This is a genomic window from Streptomyces sp. NPDC024017, assembly GCF_040638895.1.
Classification (GTDB): domain Bacteria; phylum Actinomycetota; class Actinomycetes; order Streptomycetales; family Streptomycetaceae; genus Streptomyces.
This window is the reverse complement of the sequence record NZ_JBEZYZ010000014.1, coordinates 221698-243073: the sequence shown is the minus strand read 5'-3', so window position 1 is coordinate 243073 and position 21376 is coordinate 221698. Positions and strand designations below refer to the sequence as shown.

23 protein-coding genes are annotated in these 21376 nt (G+C 71.9%); 15 read left to right on the top strand and 8 right to left on the bottom strand.

All coding sequences use genetic code 11. From position 1 onward, the window contains the following. Nucleotides 1-257 precede the first annotated feature (257 nt). On the bottom strand, nt 258-962 hold the full coding sequence (locus AB0G20_RS33385) for a PH domain-containing protein (protein ID WP_361308904.1): 705 nt from the start codon (nt 960-962) through the stop codon (nt 258-260). 124 nt (nt 963-1086) lie between these two features. Between AB0G20_RS33385 and deoC the strand changes: the two genes are divergently transcribed. The 3 genes from deoC to AB0G20_RS33370 are packed head-to-tail and all read left to right on the top strand — an operon-like array spanning nt 1087 to nt 4403. Next, a complete protein-coding gene (gene deoC / locus AB0G20_RS33380) occupies nt 1087-2049 on the top strand; it encodes a deoxyribose-phosphate aldolase (RefSeq protein ID WP_361308902.1) in 963 nt (320 codons plus the stop codon). Nucleotides 2050-2054: 5 nt separating this feature from the next. Continuing rightward, nucleotides 2055-3512, top strand: a complete 1458-nt coding sequence (locus AB0G20_RS33375) for an aldehyde dehydrogenase family protein (RefSeq protein ID WP_361308900.1) — start codon at nt 2055-2057, stop codon at nt 3510-3512. Beyond that, the gene (locus AB0G20_RS33370) at nt 3513-4403 is read left to right on the top strand and encodes an aldehyde dehydrogenase family protein (RefSeq protein WP_361308898.1); all 891 of its coding nucleotides are present in this window, start codon (nt 3513-3515) and stop codon (nt 4401-4403) included. It begins immediately after the preceding gene. Nucleotides 4404-4480: 77 nt separating this feature from the next. Here AB0G20_RS33370 and AB0G20_RS33365 read toward each other — a convergent pair whose 3' ends face one another. Then, on the bottom strand, nt 4481-5224 hold the full coding sequence (locus AB0G20_RS33365; RefSeq protein ID WP_361308896.1) for a TetR/AcrR family transcriptional regulator: 744 nt from the start codon (nt 5222-5224) through the stop codon (nt 4481-4483). A gap of 113 nt (nt 5225-5337) precedes the next feature. Here AB0G20_RS33365 and AB0G20_RS33360 point away from each other — a divergent pair, with 113 nt between their 5' ends. Beyond that, complete coding sequence (locus AB0G20_RS33360) at nt 5338-5934, top strand: NAD(P)H-dependent oxidoreductase (protein WP_361308894.1); 597 nt, start codon at nt 5338-5340, stop codon at nt 5932-5934. Between the two features lie 26 nt (nt 5935-5960). Then, nucleotides 5961-7481 carry a DHA2 family efflux MFS transporter permease subunit gene (locus tag AB0G20_RS33355; RefSeq protein WP_361308892.1) on the top strand — a complete coding sequence of 507 codons (1521 nt, stop codon included), beginning with the start codon at nt 5961-5963 and terminating at the stop codon, nt 7479-7481. Nucleotide 7482: 1 nt separating this feature from the next. Here the strand turns inward: AB0G20_RS33355 and AB0G20_RS33350 are convergent, their stop codons facing one another. Beyond that, the gene (locus AB0G20_RS33350) at nt 7483-7887 is read right to left on the bottom strand and encodes a hypothetical protein (RefSeq protein WP_361308890.1); all 405 of its coding nucleotides are present in this window, start codon (nt 7885-7887) and stop codon (nt 7483-7485) included. Nucleotides 7888-8012: 125 nt separating this feature from the next. Between AB0G20_RS33350 and AB0G20_RS33345 the strand changes: the two genes are divergently transcribed. Next, nucleotides 8013-8648, top strand: a complete 636-nt coding sequence (locus AB0G20_RS33345) for a uridine kinase (protein WP_361308888.1) — start codon at nt 8013-8015, stop codon at nt 8646-8648. Between the two features lie 191 nt (nt 8649-8839). Here the strand turns inward: AB0G20_RS33345 and AB0G20_RS33340 are convergent, their stop codons facing one another. Then, entirely contained in the window at nt 8840-9613 is a 774-nt protein-coding gene (locus AB0G20_RS33340; RefSeq protein WP_361308886.1) for a SigE family RNA polymerase sigma factor, read from the bottom strand. A gap of 237 nt (nt 9614-9850) precedes the next feature. Here AB0G20_RS33340 and afsQ1 point away from each other — a divergent pair, with 237 nt between their 5' ends. From afsQ1 to AB0G20_RS33315, 5 genes are all read left to right on the top strand, one after another. Next, entirely contained in the window at nt 9851-10528 is a 678-nt protein-coding gene (gene afsQ1 / locus AB0G20_RS33335) for a two-component system response regulator AfsQ1 (RefSeq protein WP_053675520.1), read from the top strand. After that, nucleotides 10525-12129, top strand: a complete 1605-nt coding sequence (locus AB0G20_RS33330; protein ID WP_361308884.1) for a HAMP domain-containing sensor histidine kinase — start codon at nt 10525-10527, stop codon at nt 12127-12129. The genes afsQ1 and AB0G20_RS33330 overlap by 4 nt, the downstream gene beginning before the upstream one ends. Next, nucleotides 12129-12746 (top strand): hypothetical protein, encoded by a 618-nt coding sequence (locus AB0G20_RS33325; RefSeq protein WP_361308882.1) that lies wholly within the window; start codon nt 12129-12131, stop codon nt 12744-12746. The genes AB0G20_RS33330 and AB0G20_RS33325 overlap by 1 nt, the downstream gene beginning before the upstream one ends. An 85-nt stretch (nt 12747-12831) precedes the next feature. Further along, complete coding sequence (locus AB0G20_RS33320) at nt 12832-13416, top strand: VanZ family protein (protein ID WP_361308880.1); 585 nt, start codon at nt 12832-12834, stop codon at nt 13414-13416. Nucleotides 13417-13478: 62 nt separating this feature from the next. Continuing rightward, a complete protein-coding gene (locus AB0G20_RS33315; protein WP_361308878.1) occupies nt 13479-13691 on the top strand; it encodes a PspC domain-containing protein in 213 nt (70 codons plus the stop codon). Between the two features lie 81 nt (nt 13692-13772). Here the strand turns inward: AB0G20_RS33315 and AB0G20_RS33310 are convergent, their stop codons facing one another. After that, the gene (locus AB0G20_RS33310) at nt 13773-14126 is read right to left on the bottom strand and encodes an ATP-binding protein (RefSeq protein WP_361308876.1); all 354 of its coding nucleotides are present in this window, start codon (nt 14124-14126) and stop codon (nt 13773-13775) included. A gap of 141 nt (nt 14127-14267) precedes the next feature. Continuing rightward, the gene (locus AB0G20_RS33305; protein ID WP_361308874.1) at nt 14268-15425 is read right to left on the bottom strand and encodes an adenosine deaminase; all 1158 of its coding nucleotides are present in this window, start codon (nt 15423-15425) and stop codon (nt 14268-14270) included. A 122-nt stretch (nt 15426-15547) separates the two neighbouring features. Here AB0G20_RS33305 and AB0G20_RS33300 point away from each other — a divergent pair, with 122 nt between their 5' ends. Beyond that, nucleotides 15548-16306, top strand: coding sequence for an alpha/beta hydrolase (locus AB0G20_RS33300; protein WP_361308872.1), 759 nt, complete (start codon nt 15548-15550; stop codon nt 16304-16306). A 71-nt stretch (nt 16307-16377) separates the two neighbouring features. Here AB0G20_RS33300 and AB0G20_RS33295 read toward each other — a convergent pair whose 3' ends face one another. Then, on the bottom strand, nt 16378-17340 hold the full coding sequence (locus AB0G20_RS33295; protein ID WP_361308870.1) for a LysR family transcriptional regulator: 963 nt from the start codon (nt 17338-17340) through the stop codon (nt 16378-16380). A 62-nt stretch (nt 17341-17402) separates the two neighbouring features. Between AB0G20_RS33295 and AB0G20_RS33290 the strand changes: the two genes are divergently transcribed. The 3 genes from AB0G20_RS33290 (at nt 17403) to AB0G20_RS33280 (ending at nt 21089) form a co-directional block, all read left to right on the top strand. Further along, a complete protein-coding gene (locus AB0G20_RS33290; protein WP_361308868.1) occupies nt 17403-18677 on the top strand; it encodes an MFS transporter in 1275 nt (424 codons plus the stop codon). A gap of 95 nt (nt 18678-18772) precedes the next feature. Next, nucleotides 18773-19921, top strand: a complete 1149-nt coding sequence (dnaN, locus tag AB0G20_RS33285; protein WP_361308866.1) for a DNA polymerase III subunit beta — start codon at nt 18773-18775, stop codon at nt 19919-19921. Between the two features lie 151 nt (nt 19922-20072). Further along, entirely contained in the window at nt 20073-21089 is a 1017-nt protein-coding gene (locus AB0G20_RS33280; protein WP_361308864.1) for a sigma-70 family RNA polymerase sigma factor, read from the top strand. Here the strand turns inward: AB0G20_RS33280 and AB0G20_RS33275 are convergent. Then, the gene (locus tag AB0G20_RS33275; protein WP_361308862.1) at nt 20973-21359 is read right to left on the bottom strand and encodes an STAS domain-containing protein; all 387 of its coding nucleotides are present in this window, start codon (nt 21357-21359) and stop codon (nt 20973-20975) included. The two genes, AB0G20_RS33280 and AB0G20_RS33275, sit on opposite strands and share 117 nt — an antisense overlap. Nucleotides 21360-21376: the final 17 nt, after the last annotated feature.

The following is a 21376-nucleotide window of genomic DNA, read 5'->3' as shown; positions in this document are numbered from 1 at the left end:
ATGTCCCGCGAACTGACCGGAGAATCTGCACCAACCTGGCGAATCGAAACGGACATCCCGCTCACTACAACATGAACGCTGATCAGATGCTCTCTTAGGACTCGTAACAGGACGGGTGCTCCTGCCCCGAACCCAGGCTCGGGGAGGGCACCGCCTCCACCGCTTTTCCCGGCGGTCCCGCCGCGCGGACCGTCAGCCCACCACAACCGGAACCGCTCAGGCCGTCAGCCCGCCGCTACCGGAACCGCTCGGACCGTTCAGCCCACCACCAGCAGAACCAGCACCAGCACAGCCCCGGCCGCCGCCGGCCCCAGCACCTCGTAGGCCCACCGCACGGTCACCTCGCCCCGCGCCGACTCCGCCTGGTGCCGCGCCTCGCGCAGGCCCCGCAGCTCGTCCATGATCCGGTCGGTCTCGGCCCGCGCGGGCCCGTCCGACATCGGCTCCCGGCTGAGGCCGTCGCCGAGCCCCGCGGTCATCCCGAGCGCGCTGCCGCGGCCCTCGCCCCGCCCCATCTCCCGCCGCGCCTGCGCCGTGGCCCTCATCTCGCGCCGTGCGGCCTTCTTGCGCGCGCGCAGCGACACGGGCACGGCCCACAGCTGGTACTTCGCACCGGACTCGGTGAGGACCTCGTTCGAGTAGGCGGAGCGCAGCGCGGCGACCTGCCCCCAGGGCACGACGACGAGGCGGAAGGGGTTGCGGATGCGCAGCCGGTCGTCGCCGGCGTACACGGCCGGCCGCAGGGTGAAGGCGACGACCAGCGGCACGACGAGGAGCAGCACGGCGAGCGCCATCCAGGGCGTGCGCCCCTCCCCGGAGATCACCGCGTCGATGCCGAGCCACCCGGAGATGGCGAGCAGCAGCACACCACCGGCGATGGCCGGGACCGACCGGAACACCCGGTCCTTGGACTCGGGCTCCGGAGGCTGCGGTGCCGGCGACTGGGGTTCGGGGCTCGTCATGTCTCGATTCTGCCGGACCCGTCCGCGCGTCCCTCATCCGCCCGACGGCAGTCGGCGGATCCGCCCCGAGAGAACCCGGGGGCTGTACAGCCGCTACGCGCGTAGATATGCTCGTCTGGTGACCATGCCCAGTTCTGCACTCACCGCAGCTCACCCCCTCAAGGACGTCGCCGCGTCCGACAGCTCGCTGCGCCGCTTCCTCCACGGGCTCCCCGGCGTCGACGCGGTCGGGCTCGAGGGACGCGCGGCCTCCCTCGGCACGCGCTCGATCAAGACGACCGCGAAGGCGTACGCCATCGACCTCGCCATCTCGATGGTCGACCTGACGACGCTGGAAGGCGCGGACACCCCGGGCAAGGTCCGGGCGCTCGGCGCCAAGGCGGTCCAGCCCGACCCGACGGACCGTACGACGCCCGCCACGGCGGCGGTCTGCGTCTACCCCGACATGGTGGCCGTGGCCAAGGAGGCCGTCGCCGGCTCGAGCGTGAAGGTCGCCTCGGTGGCCACGGCGTTCCCGGCCGGCCGCGCCGCGCTCGACGTCAAGCTGGCCGACGTCCGCGACGCCGTCGCCGCCGGTGCCGACGAGATCGACATGGTCATCGACCGCGGGGCGTTCCTCTCGGGCCGATACTTGAAGGTGTACGACGAGATCACCGCCGTGAAGGAGGCCTGCGGGACGGCAGCCCGCCTGAAGGTCATCTTCGAGACGGGCGAGCTGTCGACGTACGACAACATCCGCCGCGCGAGCTGGCTCGGGATGCTGGCGGGCGCGGACTTCATCAAGACCTCCACCGGGAAGGTCGCCGTCAACGCGACCCCGGCGAACACGCTGCTCATGCTGGAGGCGGTGCGTGACTTCCGGGCGCAGACCGGCATCCAGGTCGGTGTGAAGCCGGCCGGCGGTATCCGTACCTCCAAGGACGCCATCAAGTTCCTCGTGCTGGTCAACGAGACGGCGGGCGAGGACTGGCTGGACAACCACTGGTTCCGCTTCGGCGCCTCCTCGCTGCTGAACGATCTGCTGATGCAGCGCCAGAAGCTGGCCACCGGCCGCTACTCCGGCCCCGACTACGTGACGGTGGACTGATCACCATGGCACCCGTATTCGAATACGCCCCGGCCCCCGAGTCGCGCGCGATCGCCGACATCGCGCCCTCGTACGGCCTGTTCATCGACGGCGAGTTCGTCGAAGCGGCGGACGGCAAGGTCTTCAAGACCGTCTCCCCGTCCACCGAGGAGGTCCTCTCCGAGGTCGCCCAGGCCGGTTCCGAGGACGTGGACCGTGCGGTGAAGGCCGCGCGCCGGGCCTTCGAGAAGTGGTCGGCGCTCCCGGGCGCGGAGCGCGCGAAGTACCTCTTCCGGATCGCCCGCATCATCCAGGAGCGCTCCCGCGAGCTCGCCGTCCTCGAGACCCTGGACAACGGCAAGCCCATCAAGGAGACCCGCGACGCCGACCTGCCCCTGGTCGCCGCGCACTTCTTCTACTACGCGGGCTGGGCCGACAAGCTCGACCACGCCGGCTTCGGCGCGAACCCCAGGCCGCTGGGTGTCGCCGGCCAGGTCATTCCGTGGAACTTCCCGCTCCTGATGCTGGCGTGGAAGATCGCCCCGGCGCTCGCGACCGGCAACACGGTCGTCCTGAAGCCGGCCGAGACCACCCCGCTCTCGGCGCTGTTCTTCGCGGACATCTGCCGCCAGGCGGGCCTGCCCAAGGGCGTCGTCAACATCCTCCCGGGCTACGGCGACGCCGGCGCGGCACTGGTCGCCCACCCGGACGTGAACAAGGTCGCCTTCACCGGCTCCACGGCCGTCGGCAAGGAGATCGCCCGCACGATCGCCGGGACCCGTAAGAAGGTCACGCTCGAACTGGGCGGCAAGGGCGCCAACATCGTCTTCGACGACGCCCCCATCGACCAGGCCGTCGAGGGCATCGTCAACGGCATCTTCTTCAACCAGGGCCAGGTCTGCTGCGCCGGCAGCCGGCTGCTGGTGCAGGAGTCGATCCAGGAGGAGCTGCTCGACTCCCTCAAGCGCCGCCTGTCCACGCTGCGCCTCGGCGACCCGCTGGACAAGAACACGGACATCGGCGCGATCAACTCCGAGGAGCAGCTCACGCGCATCACCTCGCTCGTCGAGCAGGGCGAGGCAGAGGGCGCCGAGCGCTGGTCGCCGGCGTGCGAGCTGCCGGAGAGCGGCTACTGGTTCGCCCCGACGCTGTTCACGAACGTCACCCAGGCGCACCGGGTCGCCCGCGACGAGATCTTCGGCCCGGTGCTGTCGGTGCTGACCTTCCGCACGCCGGACGAGGCGGTCGCGAAGGCCAACAACACGCCGTACGGCCTCTCCGCCGGCATCTGGACGGAGAAGGGCTCCCGCATCCTGGCGGTCGCGAACAAGCTCCGCGCGGGTGTCGTCTGGTCCAACACGTTCAACAAGTTCGACCCGACGTCGCCGTTCGGCGGTTACAAGGAGTCGGGCTTCGGCCGCGAGGGCGGCCGCCACGGCCTGGAGGCGTACCTCGCCCCGTCGAGCCCGGAGGGCGAGCGTTAAATGAATGCAGTTGATCGGCTCAACGTCCTTAAGACCTACAAGCTGTACGTCGGCGGGAAGTTCCCGCGTTCCGAGAGCGGCCGGGTGTACGAGGTGACGGACTCCAAGGGCAAGTGGCTGGCGAACGCGCCCCTGTCGTCCCGCAAGGACGCCCGCGACGCGGTGGTCGCCGCCCGCAAGGCGGTGGGCCCCTGGTCCGGCGCGACGGCGTACAACCGCGGCCAGGTCCTCTACCGCGTCGCCGAGATGCTGGAGGGGCGCCGGGACCAGTTCACCCGTGAGGTGGCCGACGCGGAGGGCCTGTCGAAGTCCAAGGCGGCGGCGGTCGTGGACGCCACGATCGACCGCTGGGTCTGGTACGCGGGCTGGACCGACAAGATCGCCCAGGTGGTCGGTGGCGGCAACCCGGTCGCGGGCCCGTTCTTCAACCTGTCCTCCCCCGAACCGACGGGCGTGGTCGCGATCGTGGCCCCCCAGGAGTCGTCCTTCCTGGGCCTGGTGTCGGTGCTCGCCCCGGTGATCGCGACCGGCAACACGGCGATCGTGGTGGCGAGCGAGAAGTCCCCGCTGCCCGCCCTGTCCCTGGCCGAGGTCCTGGCCACCTCGGACGTCCCCGGCGGCGTGGTCAACGTCCTGTCGGGCCGCACGGCGGAGATCGCCACCCCGCTCGCCGCCCACCAGGACGTCAACGCGATCGACCTCGCGGGCGCCGACGAGGTTCTCGCGAAGGAGCTGGAGATCGCGGCGGCCGACAACCTCAAGCGCGTGCTTCGTCCACAGCCTGTGGATTACGCGGAGACTCCCGGCATCGACCGCATGACGGCGTTCCTGGAGACCAAAACGGTCTGGCACCCCACGGGGTCACTGGGCGCGTCGGGTTCCTCGTACTAGACCCGCCACCCCTCGATACGGAAGCCCCGGCCCTCCTCCGTCCAGGAGGCCCGGGGCTTCTCCGCGTCCGTCCCGCCTCAGATCCCGAGCCGCTGCCCGATGCCGTCGAGCACGCAGTCGAGGCCGAACGCGAACTCCCAGGCCCGGTCGTCCTTGCGGGTGGCGCCGAGGGCGTACTGCTCGAAGGCCGGGTAGCGGCCCGTGCTCACCAGGTAGCGCATCTGCGGGGCGAGGGCATTGCGGGTCTCGTCGCCGCTGGTCCAGCCGTTGCGTTCCTGGTACTCGCGCAGGGCGATCTCGGCCTGGGCCGAGCCGTGCACGAAGGACGTGACCGCCCGGAAGGCGGCCATCACCGAGTCGGCGTCCAGGCCGCAGACGGCGAGCGCGGCCAGCTGCCGCTCCGCCACGGCCATCCGTGAGGGCGTGAGCATGATGACCGGGGTCGGCATGACCGCCATCCACGGGTGGGCGAGCATCAACTCGCGTGTCTGGACGGCGTAGGAGCGCAGCACCTCCCGCCAGTCCGTCGCACCCTCCGGCGGGGCCAGGTCCCGGGAGACCCGGTCGATCATGAGCGCCCAGAGGTCGTCCTTGCCGTTGACGTGCCGGTAGGCGGCCATGGGGGCGACGCCGAGCTTGCCGGCGAGGCGGCGCATGGTGACGGCGGCACCGCCCTCCTCGTCGGCGATCTCGACCGCGGCGGCGGCGATCCGCTCCAGGGTCAGTGAGGCGCGCGGGGCCGGGGCTGGCCGCTCCATGCGCTCCCAGAGAGAGGGCGCCTCGGCCGCGCTCTCCTCGCCCGTCTTCTTCGCTACCGCCATGGCCCGCTCCTCCCGGTCGACGTCGTGTACAGCGTATCCCCAGTAGACGCCGTACACATCGATGTGTACGTTGTACGCACCAAGATACGTCGTACACATCCAGGGGGAGACCCATGCCCGCCACCACAGAAGCGCTCCGCGTCGCCGTCCTCGTCGGCTCGACCCGGGAGGGCCGCTTCGCACCCGTCGTGACGAAGTGGCTGACCGACCATCTCGCCCAGCGCGACGACCTGCGCACCGACGTCGTGGACCTCGCGGAGACGCCGCTGCCGACGGTGTTCCCGGCGTTCGGTCAGCAGCCGCCGCCCGGCACGCGGGAGCAGCTGGCCCTCGTCTCACCACGCCTCGCCGCGGCCGACGCCTTCGTCCTCGTCACGCCCGAGTACAACCACAGCTTCCCGGCGTCGCTGAAGAACGCGATCGACTGGCACGGCGAGGAGTGGCACGGCAAGCCGGTCGGCTTCGTCTCCTACGGCGGTCTGTCCGGCGGCCTGCGCGCCGTGGAGCACCTGCGGGTCGTCCTGGCCGAGGTGAACGCCACGACCATCCGCAACACCGTCAGCCTCCACGACGCATGGAGCCGCTTCGACGAGGACGGCGCCTGCAAGGACCCCGCCGCCGACACCGCCGCGAAGGCCCTGCTCGACCAGCTGACCTGGTGGGGCCACGCCCTGCGGGACGCCAAGTCCGTCCGCCGCTACGTCGCCTGACCACCGACCGCGACACAGGGGGAATCATGGACACAGGCGCCGCGGGGACCACCGCGGAAGAGGCGGCCCGTCCGGCCGCCGCCCCGCCTTCCCGGCTCGTCGTCCTCGGCCTGCTGCTCGGCATCGTGCTCGCCACGCTCGACGGCACCGTCGTCGGTACCGCGCTGCCCACCATCGTCGGCGACCTCGGCGGCCTCGACCACCTCTCCTGGGTGCTCACCGCCTACCTGCTGACCACGGCCGTCTCCACCCCGGTCTGGGGCAAACTCGGCGACCTGTACGGCCACAAGGGCAGTTACCTCACCTCCATCACCGTGTTCCTGACCGGCTCGGTGCTGTGCGGACTCGCCCAGGACATGGGCCAGTTGATCGCCTTCCGGGCCCTGCAGGGGATCGGCGCGGGAGGCCTGTTCGTGGGCGCGCTCTCGCTCATCGGCACCCTGCTCACCCCGGCCGAGGCCGGACGCGCCCAGTCGCTCATCGGGGTGCTGCTGCCCGCCGCGATCATCGGCGGCCCCCTGGTCGGCGGCTTCCTCACGGACCAGCTGGACTGGCGCTGGGTGTTCTACGTCAACGTCCCGGTCGGCGCGGTCGCGCTCGCCCTCATCGGACACGGGGTCCGGCTGCGCGCGACTCGCATCAAGGCACCGGTCGACCTGGCGGGGGCCGGGCTGCTCACCGGCGCGATCCTCGCCCTGACGCTGCTGGCGAGCTGGGCCGGGACGACGTACGACTGGACGTCACCGCAGATCATCGGCCTCGCCCTGGTCTGCGTGGTCGCACTGACCGCCTTCGTACGGGTCGAGCGGCGTGCCCCGGAACCGGTGATCCCGCCCCGGCTGTTCCGGGACCGAAACTTCACGGTGGCGCAGGTCCTCAGTTTCGTCACGGGCGCGGCCATGCTGGCGGCGGCGAGCTATCTGCCGCAGTACCTGCAGTTCGTGCGGGACATGTCGTCCACCGAGAGCGGCCTGCTCCTGCTCCCGCTGATGCTGGGCATGATGGGCGCCCAGCTCGTCATCGGCCGGCGGATCGGCGACGGCGGCCGCTACCGCGGCTATCCGATCGCGGGCGGCGCGCTGGCCGCGGCGGGGGCGCTGTCGCTGCTGACGCTCGGCACGGCCACGACGGTGCCCGTGGCCTCCGGCCTGACGCTGGTGCTCGGCGTGGGCATCGGCTGTCTGATGCAGCCGGCGATGCTCATCACGATGAACAGCGCCGAGCCCCGCGACATGGGCGCGGCCAGCGGCACCCAGACCCTGCTGCGCACCATCGGCGGCGCCCTCGGCGTCGCCGTCCTCGGGTCCGTCTACACCAGCCGGCTCACGGCCACCGTGACGGACCGGCTCGGCGACGAGGGCGGGAAGCTGACCCGAGGGGAGCTGACACCCGGGCTGTTGCGGGACCTGCCGGAGCCGGTCCGGCAAGCCTTCCGGACCGGCGTGGTGGACGGCCTGCACGGTGTCGCGCTCGGCACGGCCGCACTGTGCGCCGCGGCGTTCGCGGTGTCGTGGCTGGTCCGGGAGGTCCCGCTGCGGGGCCGGTGAGCTACTGGGAGAGCAGTCCGGCCGCCTGCCCCACCACCGGGATGCTCGCGATCGACTGGGCTTGGGCCACCGGCCCCGTCAGCGCCTGGGAGGTCATCGGCTTGAAGTCGGCGAGCTGGGTGCCGACGCCGTTGTCGAGCGGGTCGACTCCGGTACCGGCGAGCGGATTGGGCTTGAGACCGGCGACCGGGCCGGTGACGTAGCCGACGGTTCCGGTCGCGGCCTGGAGGCCGGACTGGGGGTCGATCTTGCCGAGGGAGGTCGGCCGGGTGTTGACCACGCCCAGGATCGAGGACGCGTCCGCGGCGGCCGACGCCGTGCCCGCCCCCAGCGTCACGCCCGCGGTCGCGAGGACGGCCAGGGCACGCTGGGCGGCCGGCTTCTTGGAAGAGTCGTGTCGGGCCATGACTGCCACCTTCTGATGCACTGGGTAATCGGGTCGTGCCCGAGGGTAGTTGAGGTGTGACACGCGCATCAAAGGCGACCCGCGGGGTCGTACGGCCCCCGGTGGATGCCTCACACTGGTGTCCCGTGAGTTCTCCACTGCCCATATCGACGCGAGTCGTGCTGCTCTGCGGCCCTTCCGGCTCCGGCAAGTCCCTCCTCGCGGCCCGCTCCGGCCTTCCGGTGCTGCGGCTCGACGACTTCTACAAGGAGGGCGACGACCCGACCCTGCCCCTGGTGGCGGAGAGCTCCGACATCGACTGGGACCATCCGGACTCGTGGGACGCGGACACCGCCGTCGCCGCGATCACCCGGCTGTGCCGCACGGGCCGTACGGAAGTTCCCGTCTACGACCTCGCCCTCAGCGCCCGCACCGGCGACGAGACGGTCGACATCGGACGGACCCCGCTGTTCATCGCGGAGGGCATCTTCGCCGCGGAGATCGTCACGCGCTGCCGCGAACTCGGCGTCCTCGCCGACGCGCTGTGCCTGAGCCGCGGCCCGGTGAAGACCTTCCGCCGCCGGTTCCTGCGGGACTTGAAGGAGGGCCGCAAGTCGGTGCTGTTCCTGCTGCGCCGCGGCTGGCGGCTGATGCGGCAGGAGCGCACGATCGTCGCCCGCCAGACGGCGCTGGGCGCGTACGCCTGTGACCGCGACGAGGCGATGGGCCGGCTGGCGGCAGCGGCCGCCGGCCGGCGCGCGAGCCTCGACACGGCGGCCTAGGGGGGCCGGGTACAGGAAAAAGCGGGACTGGACGGACCCCCCGGCCCTCCAGTCCCGCTTCTGTACTCCCCCGTTGTGCTCCCCCGAGTCCCCCACTCTCCTGCGGAGACGCCCCCCAGCGCCTCCTGCAGTTCCCCCTTGGGGCCCCTTTGTTTCCCCCGTGCCCCCCTTGTGGTGCTCCCCCCCGACCTTCAGGCGACAAGCTCGCCGAAGGCGTCCTCCTCGTCACGGCCGAAGCTGAGGACCTCGTCCTCGCGCAGCCGGCGGAGCGACCGCCAGATGCTGGACTTCACCGTGCCGACACTGATGTCGAGGATCTCCGCGATCTCCGGGTCCGTGCGGCCCTCGTAGTAGCGCAGGACCAGCATGGTGCGCTGGAGTTCGGGCAGCCGGGCCAGCGCCTGCCACAGGACCGCGCGCAGCTCGGTGCCGCGCATCGCGTCCGTGTCGCCGGGCGTCTCCGGCAGTTCCTCGGTCGGGTATTCGTTGAGCTTGCGGCGCCGCCAGGCGCTGATGTGCAGGTTGGTCATGGTGCGGCGGAGGTATCCGCCGACCGCCGCCTTGTCACTGATCCGGTCCCACGCCCGGTAGGTCGAGAACAGCGCGCTCTGCAGCAGGTCCTCGGCCTCGAAGCGGTCGCCGGTGAGGTGGTAGGCGGTTGCGTACAGGGAGGCGCGACGCTCCTGGACGTAGGCGGTGAACTCCGCCTCCGTCAGCGAACGGCGCTCCCCCGAGCCCTCCCCGTACGCTGCTCCCCCGACGGTGCCCGCGGCGGTTGCCGCCGCGGACCCCTTGTTGATCTCCCCCGTAGGTGCGTCAACCACCGTCATGAACCCGGTGTGCTGACGCCCGGCGCCGCGAGCGCACCCCCGCCCGCTCACGGCACCGGACTTCTCGGAACCCCGGTGCACATCGTGCAGACGCGTGACAACTGCGCTGGTGCTGATGCCGTGCAGCGTGTTCATCTCGCGCCCCCCGTCGTGGACTTCCGGTGTGCGGCCCGCCTGTCGGGCGGGCTTCCTTGCCTGTGCCGAAAAGCTTGCCGCGGCACTTTCATGGCCGTGTCCGCCGACTGTCACAGACCTGTCACAGGGGTCGGCCACAGCCGGACCACAGCTCGTACACACGCGTCGGCGGTACCGGCCACAACGACTGGGCCCCACCGGTCGAACCTCGAGCCCTCCATGGGCCAGAATGAGCGCGTGCCTTCCCTGTTGCTGATCGAGGACGACGACGCCATCCGGACGGCCCTGGAGCTCTCACTGACGCGCCAGGGTCACCGCGTGGCGACCGCTGCCAGCGGTGAGGACGGTCTGAAGCTCCTTCGCGAGCAGCGGCCGGATCTGATCGTGCTGGACGTGATGCTGCCCGGCATCGACGGGTTCGAGGTGTGCCGGCGCATCCGGCGCACGGACCAGTTGCCGATCATCCTGCTCACCGCGCGCAGCGATGACATCGACGTGGTGGTCGGGCTGGAGTCCGGCGCCGACGACTATGTCGTCAAACCGGTGCAGGGCCGGGTGCTCGACGCCCGGATCCGGGCCGTGCTGCGGCGTGGCGAGCGGGAGTCGAACGACGCGGCGAGCTTCGGCAGCCTCGTCATCGACCGCTCGGCGATGACCGTGACGAAGAACGGCGAGGACCTCCAGCTCACGCCGACCGAGCTGCGGCTGCTGCTGGAGCTGAGCCGGCGGCCGGGCCAGGCGCTGTCCCGGCAGCAACTGCTGCGGCTGGTGTGGGAGCACGACTACCTGGGCGACTCGCGGCTCGTGGACGCGTGTGTCCAGCGGCTGCGCGCCAAGGTCGAGGACGTGCCGTCGTCCCCGACGCTCATCCGTACCGTGCGGGGTGTCGGCTACCGGCTGGACGCGCCTCAGTGACTCAGGCGCACCAAGGGGGGGCCCGCGGCTGGACCGGGGCGCGCAAGGGAGTTCTGTCGCGGCTGCGCTTCACCAGCCTGCGGCTGCGACTGGTCGTCGTCTTCGGCCTGGTGGCCCTGACGGCCGCCGTGTCGGCGTCCGCGATCGCCTACTGGCTCAACCGCGAGGCCGTGCTCACCCGTACCCAGGACGCCGTGCTGCGGGACTTCGAGCAGGAGATGCAGAACCGTGCGGGCGCACTGCCCGAGCGTCCGACGCAGGACGAGCTGCAGCACACCGCGGGCCAGATGGCGGGCAGCGACCAGCGCTTCAGCGTGCTGCTGGTCGGCCGCGACACCGAGGGCAGGACCGTCTACGGCAGCTCCGGCGGGCTGAGCGGCTTCTCGCTGCGCGACGTGCCGGTCTCGCTGCGCACGGCGGTGAACAAGACGCAGAAGCTCGACGGGGCCAACAAGCACCCGCACCACCTGTACTGGCAGCGGATAGTCGACCACGACACCCCGTACCTGGTGGCCGGTACGCGCGTGATCGGCGGCGGTCCGACCGGCTACATGCTCAAGTCGCTGGAGCCGGAGGCCAAGGACCTCAACTCGCTGGCCTGGTCGCTGGGCATCGCCACGGGCCTGGCGCTGATCGGCTCGGCGCTGCTCGCGCAGGCCGCGGCGACGACGGTGCTGAAGCCGGTGCAGCGGCTCGGGGCGGCCGCGCGACGGCTCGGCGAGGGCAAGCTGGACACCCGGCTGCGGGTGTCGGGGACCGATGAACTCGCCGAACTGTCGCGGACGTTCAACAACGCGGCCGAGGCGCTGGAGAAACGGGTCGCCGACATGGCCGCCCGGGACGAGGCGTCCCGGCGGTTCGTGGCCGACATGAGCCATGAGCTGCGCACGCCGCTCACCGCCATCACCGCCGTCACGGAGGTGCTGGAGGAGGAGCTGGAGGCCGAGACCGGGAGCATGGACCCGATGATCGAGCCCGCCGTCCGGCTGGTGGTGAGCGAGACGCGGCGGCTGAACGACCTGGTCGAGAACCTGATGGAGGTCACCCGCTTCGACGCGGGCACCGCCCGGCTCGTCCTGGACGACGTCGACCTCGCCGACCAGATCACCGCCTGCATCGACGCCCGCGCCTGGCTGGACGCGGTCGAGCTGGACGCCGAGCGCGGCCTCCACGCCCGCCTGGATCCGCGCCGCCTGGACGTCATCCTGGCCAACCTCATCGGCAACGCGCTCAAGCACGGCGGCTCCCCGGTGCGGGTGTCCGTGCGGGAGGCGGACGACTCGATCGTCATCGAGGTGCAGGACCACGGGCCCGGCATCCCGGAGGACGTCCTGCCGCACGTCTTCGACCGCTTCTACAAGGCCAGCGCCTCCCGGCCGCGTTCCGAGGGCAGCGGCCTGGGCCTGTCCATCGCGCTGGAGAACGCCCACATCCACGGCGGCGAGATCACCGCGGCCAACTCGCCCGACTCGGGCGCGGTGTTCACCCTGCGGCTCCCGCGTGGCACCTCCCCCGCGGAGGAGCAGCCCGCCGAGGACGAGCTGAATCCCGAGAGCGACACCGACCGGCCCCAGGGCGAGGACTCGAAGGGGGACGCCTGATGCCCGCACGTCTCACGACCGTGTCCCGGCTGCTCGCCGTTCCGGCCCTCGCCGTGCTGCTGGCCGGCTGCGGGATCCGGGCCACGGAGGTGCCGACCAACTTCGGGCCCGCGCCCTCGCGGGTGCAGTGCTCGCTCGCCGAGCCGGACGTCACCACACAGGCCGCCCGGGGGCTGCCGGTGCAGGTGTTCCTGCTGTGCGGGTCCTCGCTGGTGACCGTCGACCGGACCGTGCGGGTCCCGGACGGCGCGGCCGACTCCGAGCGGCGCATGCTCGTCGCGCAGGGTCTGCTGGACCAGCTCGCCACACCGCCGTCGACCGCCGAGAAGGAAGCCGGCTACAGCACGGACGTCCGCGGCGGCATCACCGTCGGCGGGCCGCGCCCCGGCGACCCGGAGGACACGCTGCGGCTGAGCACGGCACCGGCCGGCCTCACCTCGTACGCCCTCGCGCAGATCGTCTGCACCTTCTCCGACTCGGCGGCGGCCGAGGGGGACGGCTCGGTGGTGCTGGGCGCACCCGGTCCCGAGTCCCCGCGCCGCTACGAGTGCACCGACGAGGTGCGGGCCCGGCCGGGCAGCACGGAACCGCCGTCGAAGGACGTGGCCGGGGAGTGATCCGCCGGGGCTGTGGCGCATGCCTCACCGGGCTACCGGGGCCCATCACGGAACCGATCCTGCCGGAGGCCGCGTCTAGGGAGGCGTGCAGCGTCAAGGCTCCATCGGCGGCAGCGCCGCGTTCCGCATCCGTGTGACAGGAGGTGTCCTCCTCGTCGCACACCTCGCGTTCGTCGCCTGGTTCACGCTGCGGCCGCTGGACGTGCCCTGGGTGATGCCCGCCAATCTGCGGCCGTTCGCCGGGATCCGGGCCGATCTCGCCCTGGGCTGGCCCGAGGCGGCCCGCCGGATCGGTGAGGGGCTGGCCCTGCTCGCCCCGCTGGGTGTGCTGTTGCCGTCGGTCGGCGGCAGACTGGACGTCTCGCCGCTGGCGTCCCTGCTGCGCACCGTCGCGGCCGGCGCCCTGCTCTCCTGGGGCATCGAACTGCTTCAGACCGGCGTGCCCGGTCAGGTCGTCGACGTCGACTCGCTGTTCCTGAACACCGTGGGCGTGGCTCTCGCGCATCTGGCGCTGGTCCCGGCGGGACGCTCCTGGCTGCGCCGCCGCGCCACCGTCCGCCCGCTCGGCGCGCCCCTCCCCGCGGAGGAGCCGGCTCAGGGTCGGACCCCGACGATTCCCAGGGTCGGGATCGCCCCGTGGAGCGACGCTTTGCCCCCTTCGTCTCCGTAGCGTGGAGTGCAGATGGGGTACTCGGACGAGAGACCTCACACACGCTCACGAAGGAGTCGCACATGTCCCGCCTCGCCCGCCCCACCAACGGCCGCATGATCGGCGGAGTGTGCACCGCGCTGGCACGGCGCTTCGGCACCTCCGCGACGACGATGCGGGTGATCTTCCTGGTCTCGTGCCTCCTGCCCGGCCCGCAGTTCCTGCTGTACATCGCGCTGTGGATCCTGCTGCCCTCGGAGGACAAGGTGCACGGCAAGACCCAGACGGCCTGGTAACGCCCGTACGCGAGAACGCCGATGGGGCGCACCCCGTGCGGGTGCGCCCCATCGGCATGTGTGGCCGCCTCGGCGGGAGCGTCAGCCGACCGGCACGCCGTTCACCGGCAGGCCGTGCGTGGGCAGGCCCTGCACCGGGAGCCCGCCCAGCAGCTTGGCGGCCGGGCCCGTCGGGCCGTTGGCGAGCAGCTGCTCGGCGACCGGCTGGGCCGCGGCCAGACCGGCGCCGGCCGCCGTCTGCCCCTGACCCAGCGCCTCACCCGAGCCCGGCAGCGTCGTGGAGAGCTGCTCCGCCGGAAGCGCAGCGGTGACGGTCTCCAGCGTCTGGGCGGTGTCCGGGAGGGCCGGGGCGGCGTTGGCGGCACCCGCACCGGCGGCGGCGAAGGCGGCACCGAGGGCGGCGACACCGAGGGACTTGGCAGCAGACTGCTTCATGAAATGCGTCCTCGTAACGGGATGACGGGGTGGGTGAGCGGTCCAGCGACCGTAAACACCCAGCACCACCGGCCGCAAACATCGAAATGCGGACGGATTGTGAACACCGTCCGCATCCGCAGTGCGCCGAAGACTCCCGGATCAGCCCTCCGAATCGGCAGAACCGCTGGTGGAAGCGGTCTGCCGGAACAGCCATTCGGATTTCAGCTCGGCATATCCGGGCTTGATCACGTCATTGATCATGGCCAGTCGTTCATCGAAAGGAATGAACGCTGATTTCATCGCATTGACGGAGAACCACTGCATGTCGTCGAGCGTGTATCCGAATGCCTCGACGAGGTGCTCGAATTCCCGGCTCATGCTGGTGTGGGACATCAGCCGGTTGTCCGTGTTGACCGTGGCCCGGAAGTGCAGCCGGCGCAGCAGCCCGATGGGGTGCTCGGCGTACGAGGACGCCGCCCCGGTCTGGAGGTTGGAGCTCGGGCACAGCTCCAGCGGGATGCGCTTGTCCCGGACGTAGGAGGCGAGCCGCCCGAGTTCGACGCGGCCGTCCTCGTGGACCTGGATGTCGTCGATGATCCGCACGCCGTGCCCGAGCCGGTCGGCGCCGCACCACTGCAGGGCCTGCCAGATGGAGGGCAGCCCGAAGGCCTCGCCGGCGTGGATGGTGAAGTGGTTGTTCTCGCGCTTGAGGTACTCGAAGGCGTCGAGGTGCCGGGTGGGCGGGTAGCCGGCCTCGGCGCCGGCGATGTCGAAGCCGACGACGCCCAGGTCGCGGTGGCGGTTGGCGAGTTCGGCGATCTCCAGGGCGCGGGCCGCGTGCCGCATGGCGGTGAGCAGCGCGCCGACGCGGATGCGCAGGCCGTTCTCCCGTGCGCGCCGCTCCCCTTCCCGGAAGCCCTCGTTGACGGCCTCGACGACCTCTTCGAGGCTGAGGCCGCCCTCCAGATGCTGCTCGGGGGCGTAGCGCACCTCGGCGTAGACGACGCCGTCCCCGGCCAGGTCCTCGGCGCACTCGGCGGCGACCCGGAAGAGGGCGTCGCGGGTCTGCATGACGCCGACGGTGTGGGAGAACGTCTCCAAGTACCGTTCCAGGGAACCGGAGTCGGCGGCCTCGCGGAACCAGACGCCGAGCTTCTCCGGGTCGGTGTCGGGGAGCTGGGAGTAGCCGCTCTCGCGGGCGAGTTCGACGATCGTGCCGGGGCGCAGACCGCCGTCGAGGTGGTCGTGCAGCAGAACCTTGGGCGCCCGGCGGATCTGGTCCGGTGTCGGGGTGTTCGCAATGGTCTGGCTCGTCATTTCCGCACTCTAACTCCTACGCGCGTAGATGGCGCGTTCCCGAATGCTTTGCGTTTCGTCGATACGTAACGGTGATCCCAAGGACGGGTCGAGTACACCCGCGCTTCTGACACTGTTCTGTCATGGCACACCAAGCGACGCCGGTTCGCAGGGCCCGGCTGGGCAGGGCACTCGGTCCGCAGCCGACGGCGGTGAGCGGCGCGGTGCTGCTGCTCCCCGGCGGCGACGAGGTCTCCGGCCGCAGGCCGTCGCCCATGCTGGCGACCGCCTCCATGCGCGCCGTCGGGCGCCGCCTGGCTCGCGCGGGCCGGGACGAGGGTCTCGCCACGCACGTGGTGCACTACCGCTACCGCGGGTGGAACGGCAGCGAGGCCAATCTCGCGCAGGACGCGACGTGGGCCGCGGACGAGGTCGTACGGCGCTACGGGGACGTCCCGGTCTGCCTCGTCGGTCTCGGGATGGGCGGCCGGGCGGGGCTGCGGGCGGGTGGCCACGAGGCCGTCAACTCCGTTCTGGCGCTCGCCCCTTGGCTGCCGGAGGAGGACGTCGCGGCGCCACCCGAACCGGTGAAGCAGTTGGTCGGGCGCCAGGTGCTGATCGTGCACGGCACGAACGACGGGCGGACCGATCCCGAGCTGTCGTTCCGGCTGGCGGCGCGGGCGAAGAAGGCGAATCGGGACGTGTGCCGGTTCGAAGTGCACTCGGACGGCCACGGGTTGCATCAGTACCGGGACGAAGTCCTGGCACTGGCGGAGGACTTCGTGATGGGGGCGCTGTTCGGGCGGGCGGTGTCGCGGCCTGTGCGGGATGCGTTCGCCGCGCCGCCGCCGCTGGGGTTGCGGATGCCGCTCGCGGCGGGGTTCAGTCCTTCTCGGCGGTAGCGCCGTCGGGGTGCCGGTGGTTTTCGGAGTGCGGCTGTGTGAGTGGTTGCTCGCGCAGTTCCCCGCGCCCCTCAGGTGGGCAACAAGCTGCCTCTTCTCGAGAGCAGGAACTTCTTGAAAGCCGCTACCGGCGGCGTGTCCGGGCGGCCTTCCAACCAGGCGACCCCGATTTCACGGGCCGCCCTTGGGGCCGTGACCGTCAGTTCCACCACTCCCGGGCGCGGGACCGCCGGCGGCGGCAGGAGGGCCACTCCCAGGCCCGCCGCCACCAGGCCGCGCAGGGTTTCCGCCTCCTCCCCCTCGAAGGCGATGCGGGGCTTGAAACCGGCCTCCTTGCAGAGGTCGTCGGTGATGCGGCGCAGCCCGTAGCCGGGTTCCAGGGTGACGAAGGTTTCGTCGGCCGCCTCGGCGAGGCGGATGCGGCGGCGGCCCGCGAGGGAGTGGTCGGCGGGGACGACCAGGCGGAGCTTCTGCTCGTCGAGGCGGCGGGCCACCAGATCGGGGGCGTCCGGCACCGGGGACGTCAGGCACAGGTCGAGCTCGCCGGCGCGGAGGCGTTCCAGCATGGCCTCGCCGTAGTTCTGGACGAGGCTGAAGCGGACGCGCGGGTGGTCGGCGCGGAAGGCGTGCAGGAGGCCCGGGACGGTCTCGGCGCCCATGGTGTGGAGGAAGCCGAAGGCGACCTTGCCGGTGGTCGGGTCGGCGTCGGCGCGCACCTCCTCGGCGGCGCGCTCCACCTCGGCCAGGGCCCGTTCGACGGAGGCGAGGAAGGTACGGCCCGCCGGGGTGAGGGAGACCGTGCGGCCGTGCCGGGCGAACAGGTCGACGCCCAGGTCCTGCTCCAGGCGGGCCATGGACCGGGAGAGGGTCGACTGGGGGACGTTCATCTCCTGGGCGGCGCGGGTGACGTGCTCGGTGCGGGCGACGCCCGCGAAGTACGCGAGGCGCGGCGCCAGCACCTTCGACATCTCTGCCATGTCTTCTGTGTCACTGCTTGGTGACAGGCGACTCTGTGAGCTCGGTTGATGCACCATGGGAACGATTATGACCGTTCCATGCATTGGACGGATGAGTGCGGCGTACGTAGGTTCGAGGCATGTCTCCCGCCAGTACCGGGGCGTCCACGATCGTGGGCGCCGATGCCTCTGTTCCCACCTCCGATTCACGTGTCTCCCCGGGCGGCCCCGGCTACCGCCGGATGAGCTTCGCCCTCTTCCTCGCGGGCGTCGCGACTTTCGCGCTGCTGTACTCCACGCAGGCGCTGCTCCCGCTGATCTCCGGCGAGTTCGGGGTGGCGGCGAGCGACGCGAGCTGGACGGTGGCCGCGGCGACGGGCGGGCTGGCGCTGTTCGTGCTGCCGATGAGCGCCCTGTCGGAGCGCTTCGGACGCCGTGCGGTGATGACCGCCTCGCTGGCCGTGGCCGTCACGCTCGGGCTGCTGGTGCCCCTCGCCCCCTCCCTCGGTGTGCTGATCGCGCTGCGGGCGCTGCAGGGCGCCGCCCTGGCCGGGCTGCCGGCCTCGGCGACCGCGTATCTCGCGGAGGAGGTCAGCCCGAAGGCGCTGGTCACCGCGATCGGACTGTTCGTCGCGGGCAACAGCGTGGGCGGGATGAGCGGCCGGGTCATCACCGGCTGGGTCGCGCAGGAGTGGGGCTGGCGGGTCGCCGTCGGTGTCATCGGTGTGATCGCGGTGGCGTGCGCGGTGGCCTTCCGGCTGCTGCTCCCCGCCCCCAAGCACTTCAAGGCCGGTTCGCTGCGGCCGCGCGTCCTGGCCCAGACGGTCCGCGACCACCTGTCCAACCCTCTGCTGTGCCGGCTCTACGCGATCGGCGCGCTGTTCATGACCGTGTTCGGCGGCGTGTACACGGTCATCGGCTACCGGCTGACCGAGGCCCCCTTCTCGCTGCCGCAGGGCATCATCGGCTCGATCTTCCTGGTGTACCTGGTCGGCACGGTGTCGGCGTCGACGGCGGGCCGGCTGGTCGGGCGGCTGGGGCGCCGGGGCGCGCTGTACGCGGCGGGCGGTACGACGGCGGCGGGCCTGCTGCTGTCCCTGGCGGGCTCGCTCCCGCTGGTCCTGGCGGGCCTGGTCCTCATCACCGGGGGCTTCTTCGCGGGCCACGCGGTCGCCTCCTCCGCGGTCAGCAAGACGGCCACGCACGGCCGCGCCCAGGCCTCGGCGCTGTACCAGTCGGCGTACTACATCGGCTCCAGCGCGGGCAGCACGGTCGGCGCGATCGCCTTCCACGCGGGCGGCTGGGCCGGGACGGTCGGGGTCGGAATCCTGGCGGTCGTGGGCGTCGTGACGATCACCGTCTTCGGCACCCGGGCGGCCCGCCTGCAGCGCCGGCAACTGGCCACGGCTGCCTGAACACCGGTGACATCCCCCCTGCTCGGGGCCGGTTGTCAGTGGGTGCGGATACCGTCCGCGCCGACTGATCACCGGACCGAGCAGGGGGATTTTTCATGGAGTTCCGGGTCGACCGTACGGAGTTCGCCGACGCCGTGGGCCGGGCGGCACGCGCACTGCCCGGGCGGACGCCGGTGCCGGTGCTGGGCGGGCTGCTGCTGGAGGCGGACGCGGGGCGGCTGGCCGTGACGGGGTTCGACTTCGAGGCGGCGGTGCGGGTGGAGGCCGACGCGGAGGTCGCGGCGCCCGGGCGGGTGCTCGTCCTGGGGCGGCGGCTGCTGGACGTCTGCCGGGTGCTGCCGGACGGACCGGTGCGCTGTGTCCTGGAGGCCTCGCGGTTCACGGTGGAGGCGGACGGCACGCGCTTCGGGCTGTCGACGCTGCCGCTCGCGGAGTACCCGTCCCTGCCCGCGCCGCCCGCACCCTACGGCACCGTCGACGCCGCCGCCTTCGCGACCGCCGTCGCCCAGGTCGCGGTCGCCGCCGGACGCGACGACACACTGCCCCTGCTGACGGGCGTGCACCTGCGCCTCGACGGCGGGCAGATGACCCTGGCGGCCTCGGACCGCTACCGGTACGCGGTGCGGCGGCTGGAGTGGAAGCCGGAGGCCGTCGGCGGTGACGGGGTCGTGGAGGCCCTGCTGCCCGCACGGCGGCTGCTGGACGTGGCGCGGTCGCTGGGGCGGTACGGGGACGTGCGGATCGGCTGGGAGCCGGACGGGGGCGGCGGGCTGATCGGCTTCGAGGGCGGGCGGACGTGGACCGCGCTGCGGCTGCTGGACGGGCGGCTGCCCGCGTACACGTCGCTGTTCGACATGGCGGGGGCCGCGGTCGCCGAGGTGGAGCGCGAGGGACTCGCCGAGGCGGTGCGGCGGGTCGCGGTGGTCGCGGAGGCGAACAGCCCGGTGCGGCTGGACTTCTCGGCCGACGGCTCCGTACGGCTGCGCGCCGGCTACGGGGACGACGTGGCGGCCCAGCGGCTGCCCGCCACGCTGAGCGGCGCCGACGAGATGCCGGTGGCGTTCAACCCGGCCTACCTGCTGGACGCGCTGACGTCCTTCGAGAGCCCGCGGATACGGCTGGAACTGCTGGGGGCGGGGCAGCGGGCGCTGCTGCACGCCGTGCCGGGCGACGGGGAGGCGGGTACGGCCGCGGCGGCCGGGGAGCACCGGCATCTGCTCATGTCGGTCAAGGAGCTCGTGTGAAGGCCCGCACGCCTGTCGCGGCCGGTCTGGATCACCAGCTCCCACCTGCGCCTTTGTGTGCTCGGGGGGCCGTTGTCAGTGGGCTGCGGTAGCTTCCGAAGTGCTGGAGCGCAAAGGCGCGTGAACAGAACGTCCACAGGGGTGGGTGGAGATGGCGAACGGCACGGCGACACCGACGGATCTGGACACCAGGCTGGAGGCACACCGAACCGAGCTGACGGGGTACTGCTACCGGATGCTCGGCTCCTCCTTCGAGGCCGAGGACGCGGTGCAGGACACGATGGTCCGCGCCTGGCGCAGCTACGACAAGTTCGAGGGCCGCTCCAGCCTGCGCTCCTGGCTCTACCGCATCGCGACCAATGTGTGCCTGGACATGCTGACCGCGGGCAACAAGCGCGCCCGGCCCATGGACCTCACCGAGTCCACCCCGCTCGCCCAGGCCGCCCTCTCCCCCCGCCCGGACAACACCTGGCTGGAGCCCATGCCGGACGCCCGCGTGCTGCCCACGACCGAGGACCCGGCGGAGGCGGCGATCGCCAAGGAGTCCGTGCGGCTCGCCTTCATGGCCGCCCTGCAGCAGCTCCCGGCCAAGCAGCGGGCCGTGCTGATCCTGCGCGAGGTCCTGGCCTGGAAGGCCAGCGAGGTCGCCGAGCTGCTGGGCACCTCGGTGGCGTCGGTGAACAGCGCCCTCCAGCGGGCCCGCGCCACCCTGGCCGAGCGGCAGGAGCCGGGCGCCGGCGCGGCCGTCTCCGACCCGCTGGACGAGGACCAGCAGAAGCTGCTGGACCGCTACGTGGCGGCCTTCGAGGGCTACGACATGGCGGCGCTGACGGCCCTGCTGCACGAGGACGCGGTCATGACGATGCCGCCGTTCGACCTGTGGCTGACCGGCACGCGGGACATCACCGGCTTCATGACCACCCTCGGCGCGCCCTGCGCGGGTTCCCGGCTGGTGCCCGTCCAGGTCAACGGCCTGCCGGGGTTCGCCCAGTACAAGCCGGACCCGGACAAGGGCGGCTTCACGCCGTGGGCGGTCCAGGTGCTGGAGATCTCAGACGGCCGGATCACCGGGTTCCACTGCTTCCTCGACACCCAGCGCTGGTTCCCGCTCTTCGACCTCCCCCTCCACCTCGAAGCGGAGACCGACCAGGTCGAGCAGGGCGCGTAGGGCGGGGTCGGGGGCGCGCAACCGGATCCGTCCCCCGGCCCGGCGGGCGGCCAGCTGGAGCCTCGCCAGCAGGTCGACGGCGGCGAGCCCCGGCGGCCCCACGCCCGCTACATCGCACACCACGACCCGGGCACCGCTGCCGTGCAGCAGTGCCCGTACATCGTCGCTGAGCCCTCTCACCTCGTCCCGGGTGACAGGGCCGGGCAGTACGAGCACGGGCGGTGTCATGGCGTCCACGATCGGTAGACCGGCCGGGCGGCTGTAACTCATCGCGTCTGTCCGTCCTG

Coding starts and splice junctions, on each gene's coding strand:
- AB0G20_RS33385 (WP_361308904.1), bottom strand. CDS start 962: ATGACGAGCCCCGAACCCCAGTCGCCGGCACCGCAGCCTCCGGAGCCC.
- deoC (WP_361308902.1), top strand. CDS start 1,087: ATGCCCAGTTCTGCACTCACCGCAGCTCACCCCCTCAAGGACGTCGCC.
- AB0G20_RS33375 (WP_361308900.1), top strand. CDS start 2,055: ATGGCACCCGTATTCGAATACGCCCCGGCCCCCGAGTCGCGCGCGATC.
- AB0G20_RS33370 (WP_361308898.1), top strand. CDS start 3,513: ATGAATGCAGTTGATCGGCTCAACGTCCTTAAGACCTACAAGCTGTAC.
- AB0G20_RS33365 (WP_361308896.1), bottom strand. CDS start 5,224: ATGGCGGTAGCGAAGAAGACGGGCGAGGAGAGCGCGGCCGAGGCGCCC.
- AB0G20_RS33360 (WP_361308894.1), top strand. CDS start 5,338: ATGCCCGCCACCACAGAAGCGCTCCGCGTCGCCGTCCTCGTCGGCTCG.
- AB0G20_RS33355 (WP_361308892.1), top strand. CDS start 5,961: ATGGACACAGGCGCCGCGGGGACCACCGCGGAAGAGGCGGCCCGTCCG.
- AB0G20_RS33350 (WP_361308890.1), bottom strand. CDS start 7,887: ATGGCCCGACACGACTCTTCCAAGAAGCCGGCCGCCCAGCGTGCCCTG.
- AB0G20_RS33340 (WP_361308886.1), bottom strand. CDS start 9,613: ATGAACACGCTGCACGGCATCAGCACCAGCGCAGTTGTCACGCGTCTG.
- AB0G20_RS33325 (WP_361308882.1), top strand. CDS start 12,129: ATGCCCGCACGTCTCACGACCGTGTCCCGGCTGCTCGCCGTTCCGGCC.
- AB0G20_RS33315 (WP_361308878.1), top strand. CDS start 13,479: ATGTCCCGCCTCGCCCGCCCCACCAACGGCCGCATGATCGGCGGAGTG.
- AB0G20_RS33310 (WP_361308876.1), bottom strand. CDS start 14,126: ATGAAGCAGTCTGCTGCCAAGTCCCTCGGTGTCGCCGCCCTCGGTGCC.
- AB0G20_RS33305 (WP_361308874.1), bottom strand. CDS start 15,425: ATGACGAGCCAGACCATTGCGAACACCCCGACACCGGACCAGATCCGC.
- AB0G20_RS33300 (WP_361308872.1), top strand. CDS start 15,548: ATGGCACACCAAGCGACGCCGGTTCGCAGGGCCCGGCTGGGCAGGGCA.
- AB0G20_RS33295 (WP_361308870.1), bottom strand. CDS start 17,340: ATGGTGCATCAACCGAGCTCACAGAGTCGCCTGTCACCAAGCAGTGAC.
- AB0G20_RS33290 (WP_361308868.1), top strand. CDS start 17,403: ATGTCTCCCGCCAGTACCGGGGCGTCCACGATCGTGGGCGCCGATGCC.
- dnaN (WP_361308866.1), top strand. CDS start 18,773: ATGGAGTTCCGGGTCGACCGTACGGAGTTCGCCGACGCCGTGGGCCGG.
- AB0G20_RS33280 (WP_361308864.1), top strand. CDS start 20,073: ATGGCGAACGGCACGGCGACACCGACGGATCTGGACACCAGGCTGGAG.
- AB0G20_RS33275 (WP_361308862.1), bottom strand. CDS start 21,359: ATGAGTTACAGCCGCCCGGCCGGTCTACCGATCGTGGACGCCATGACA.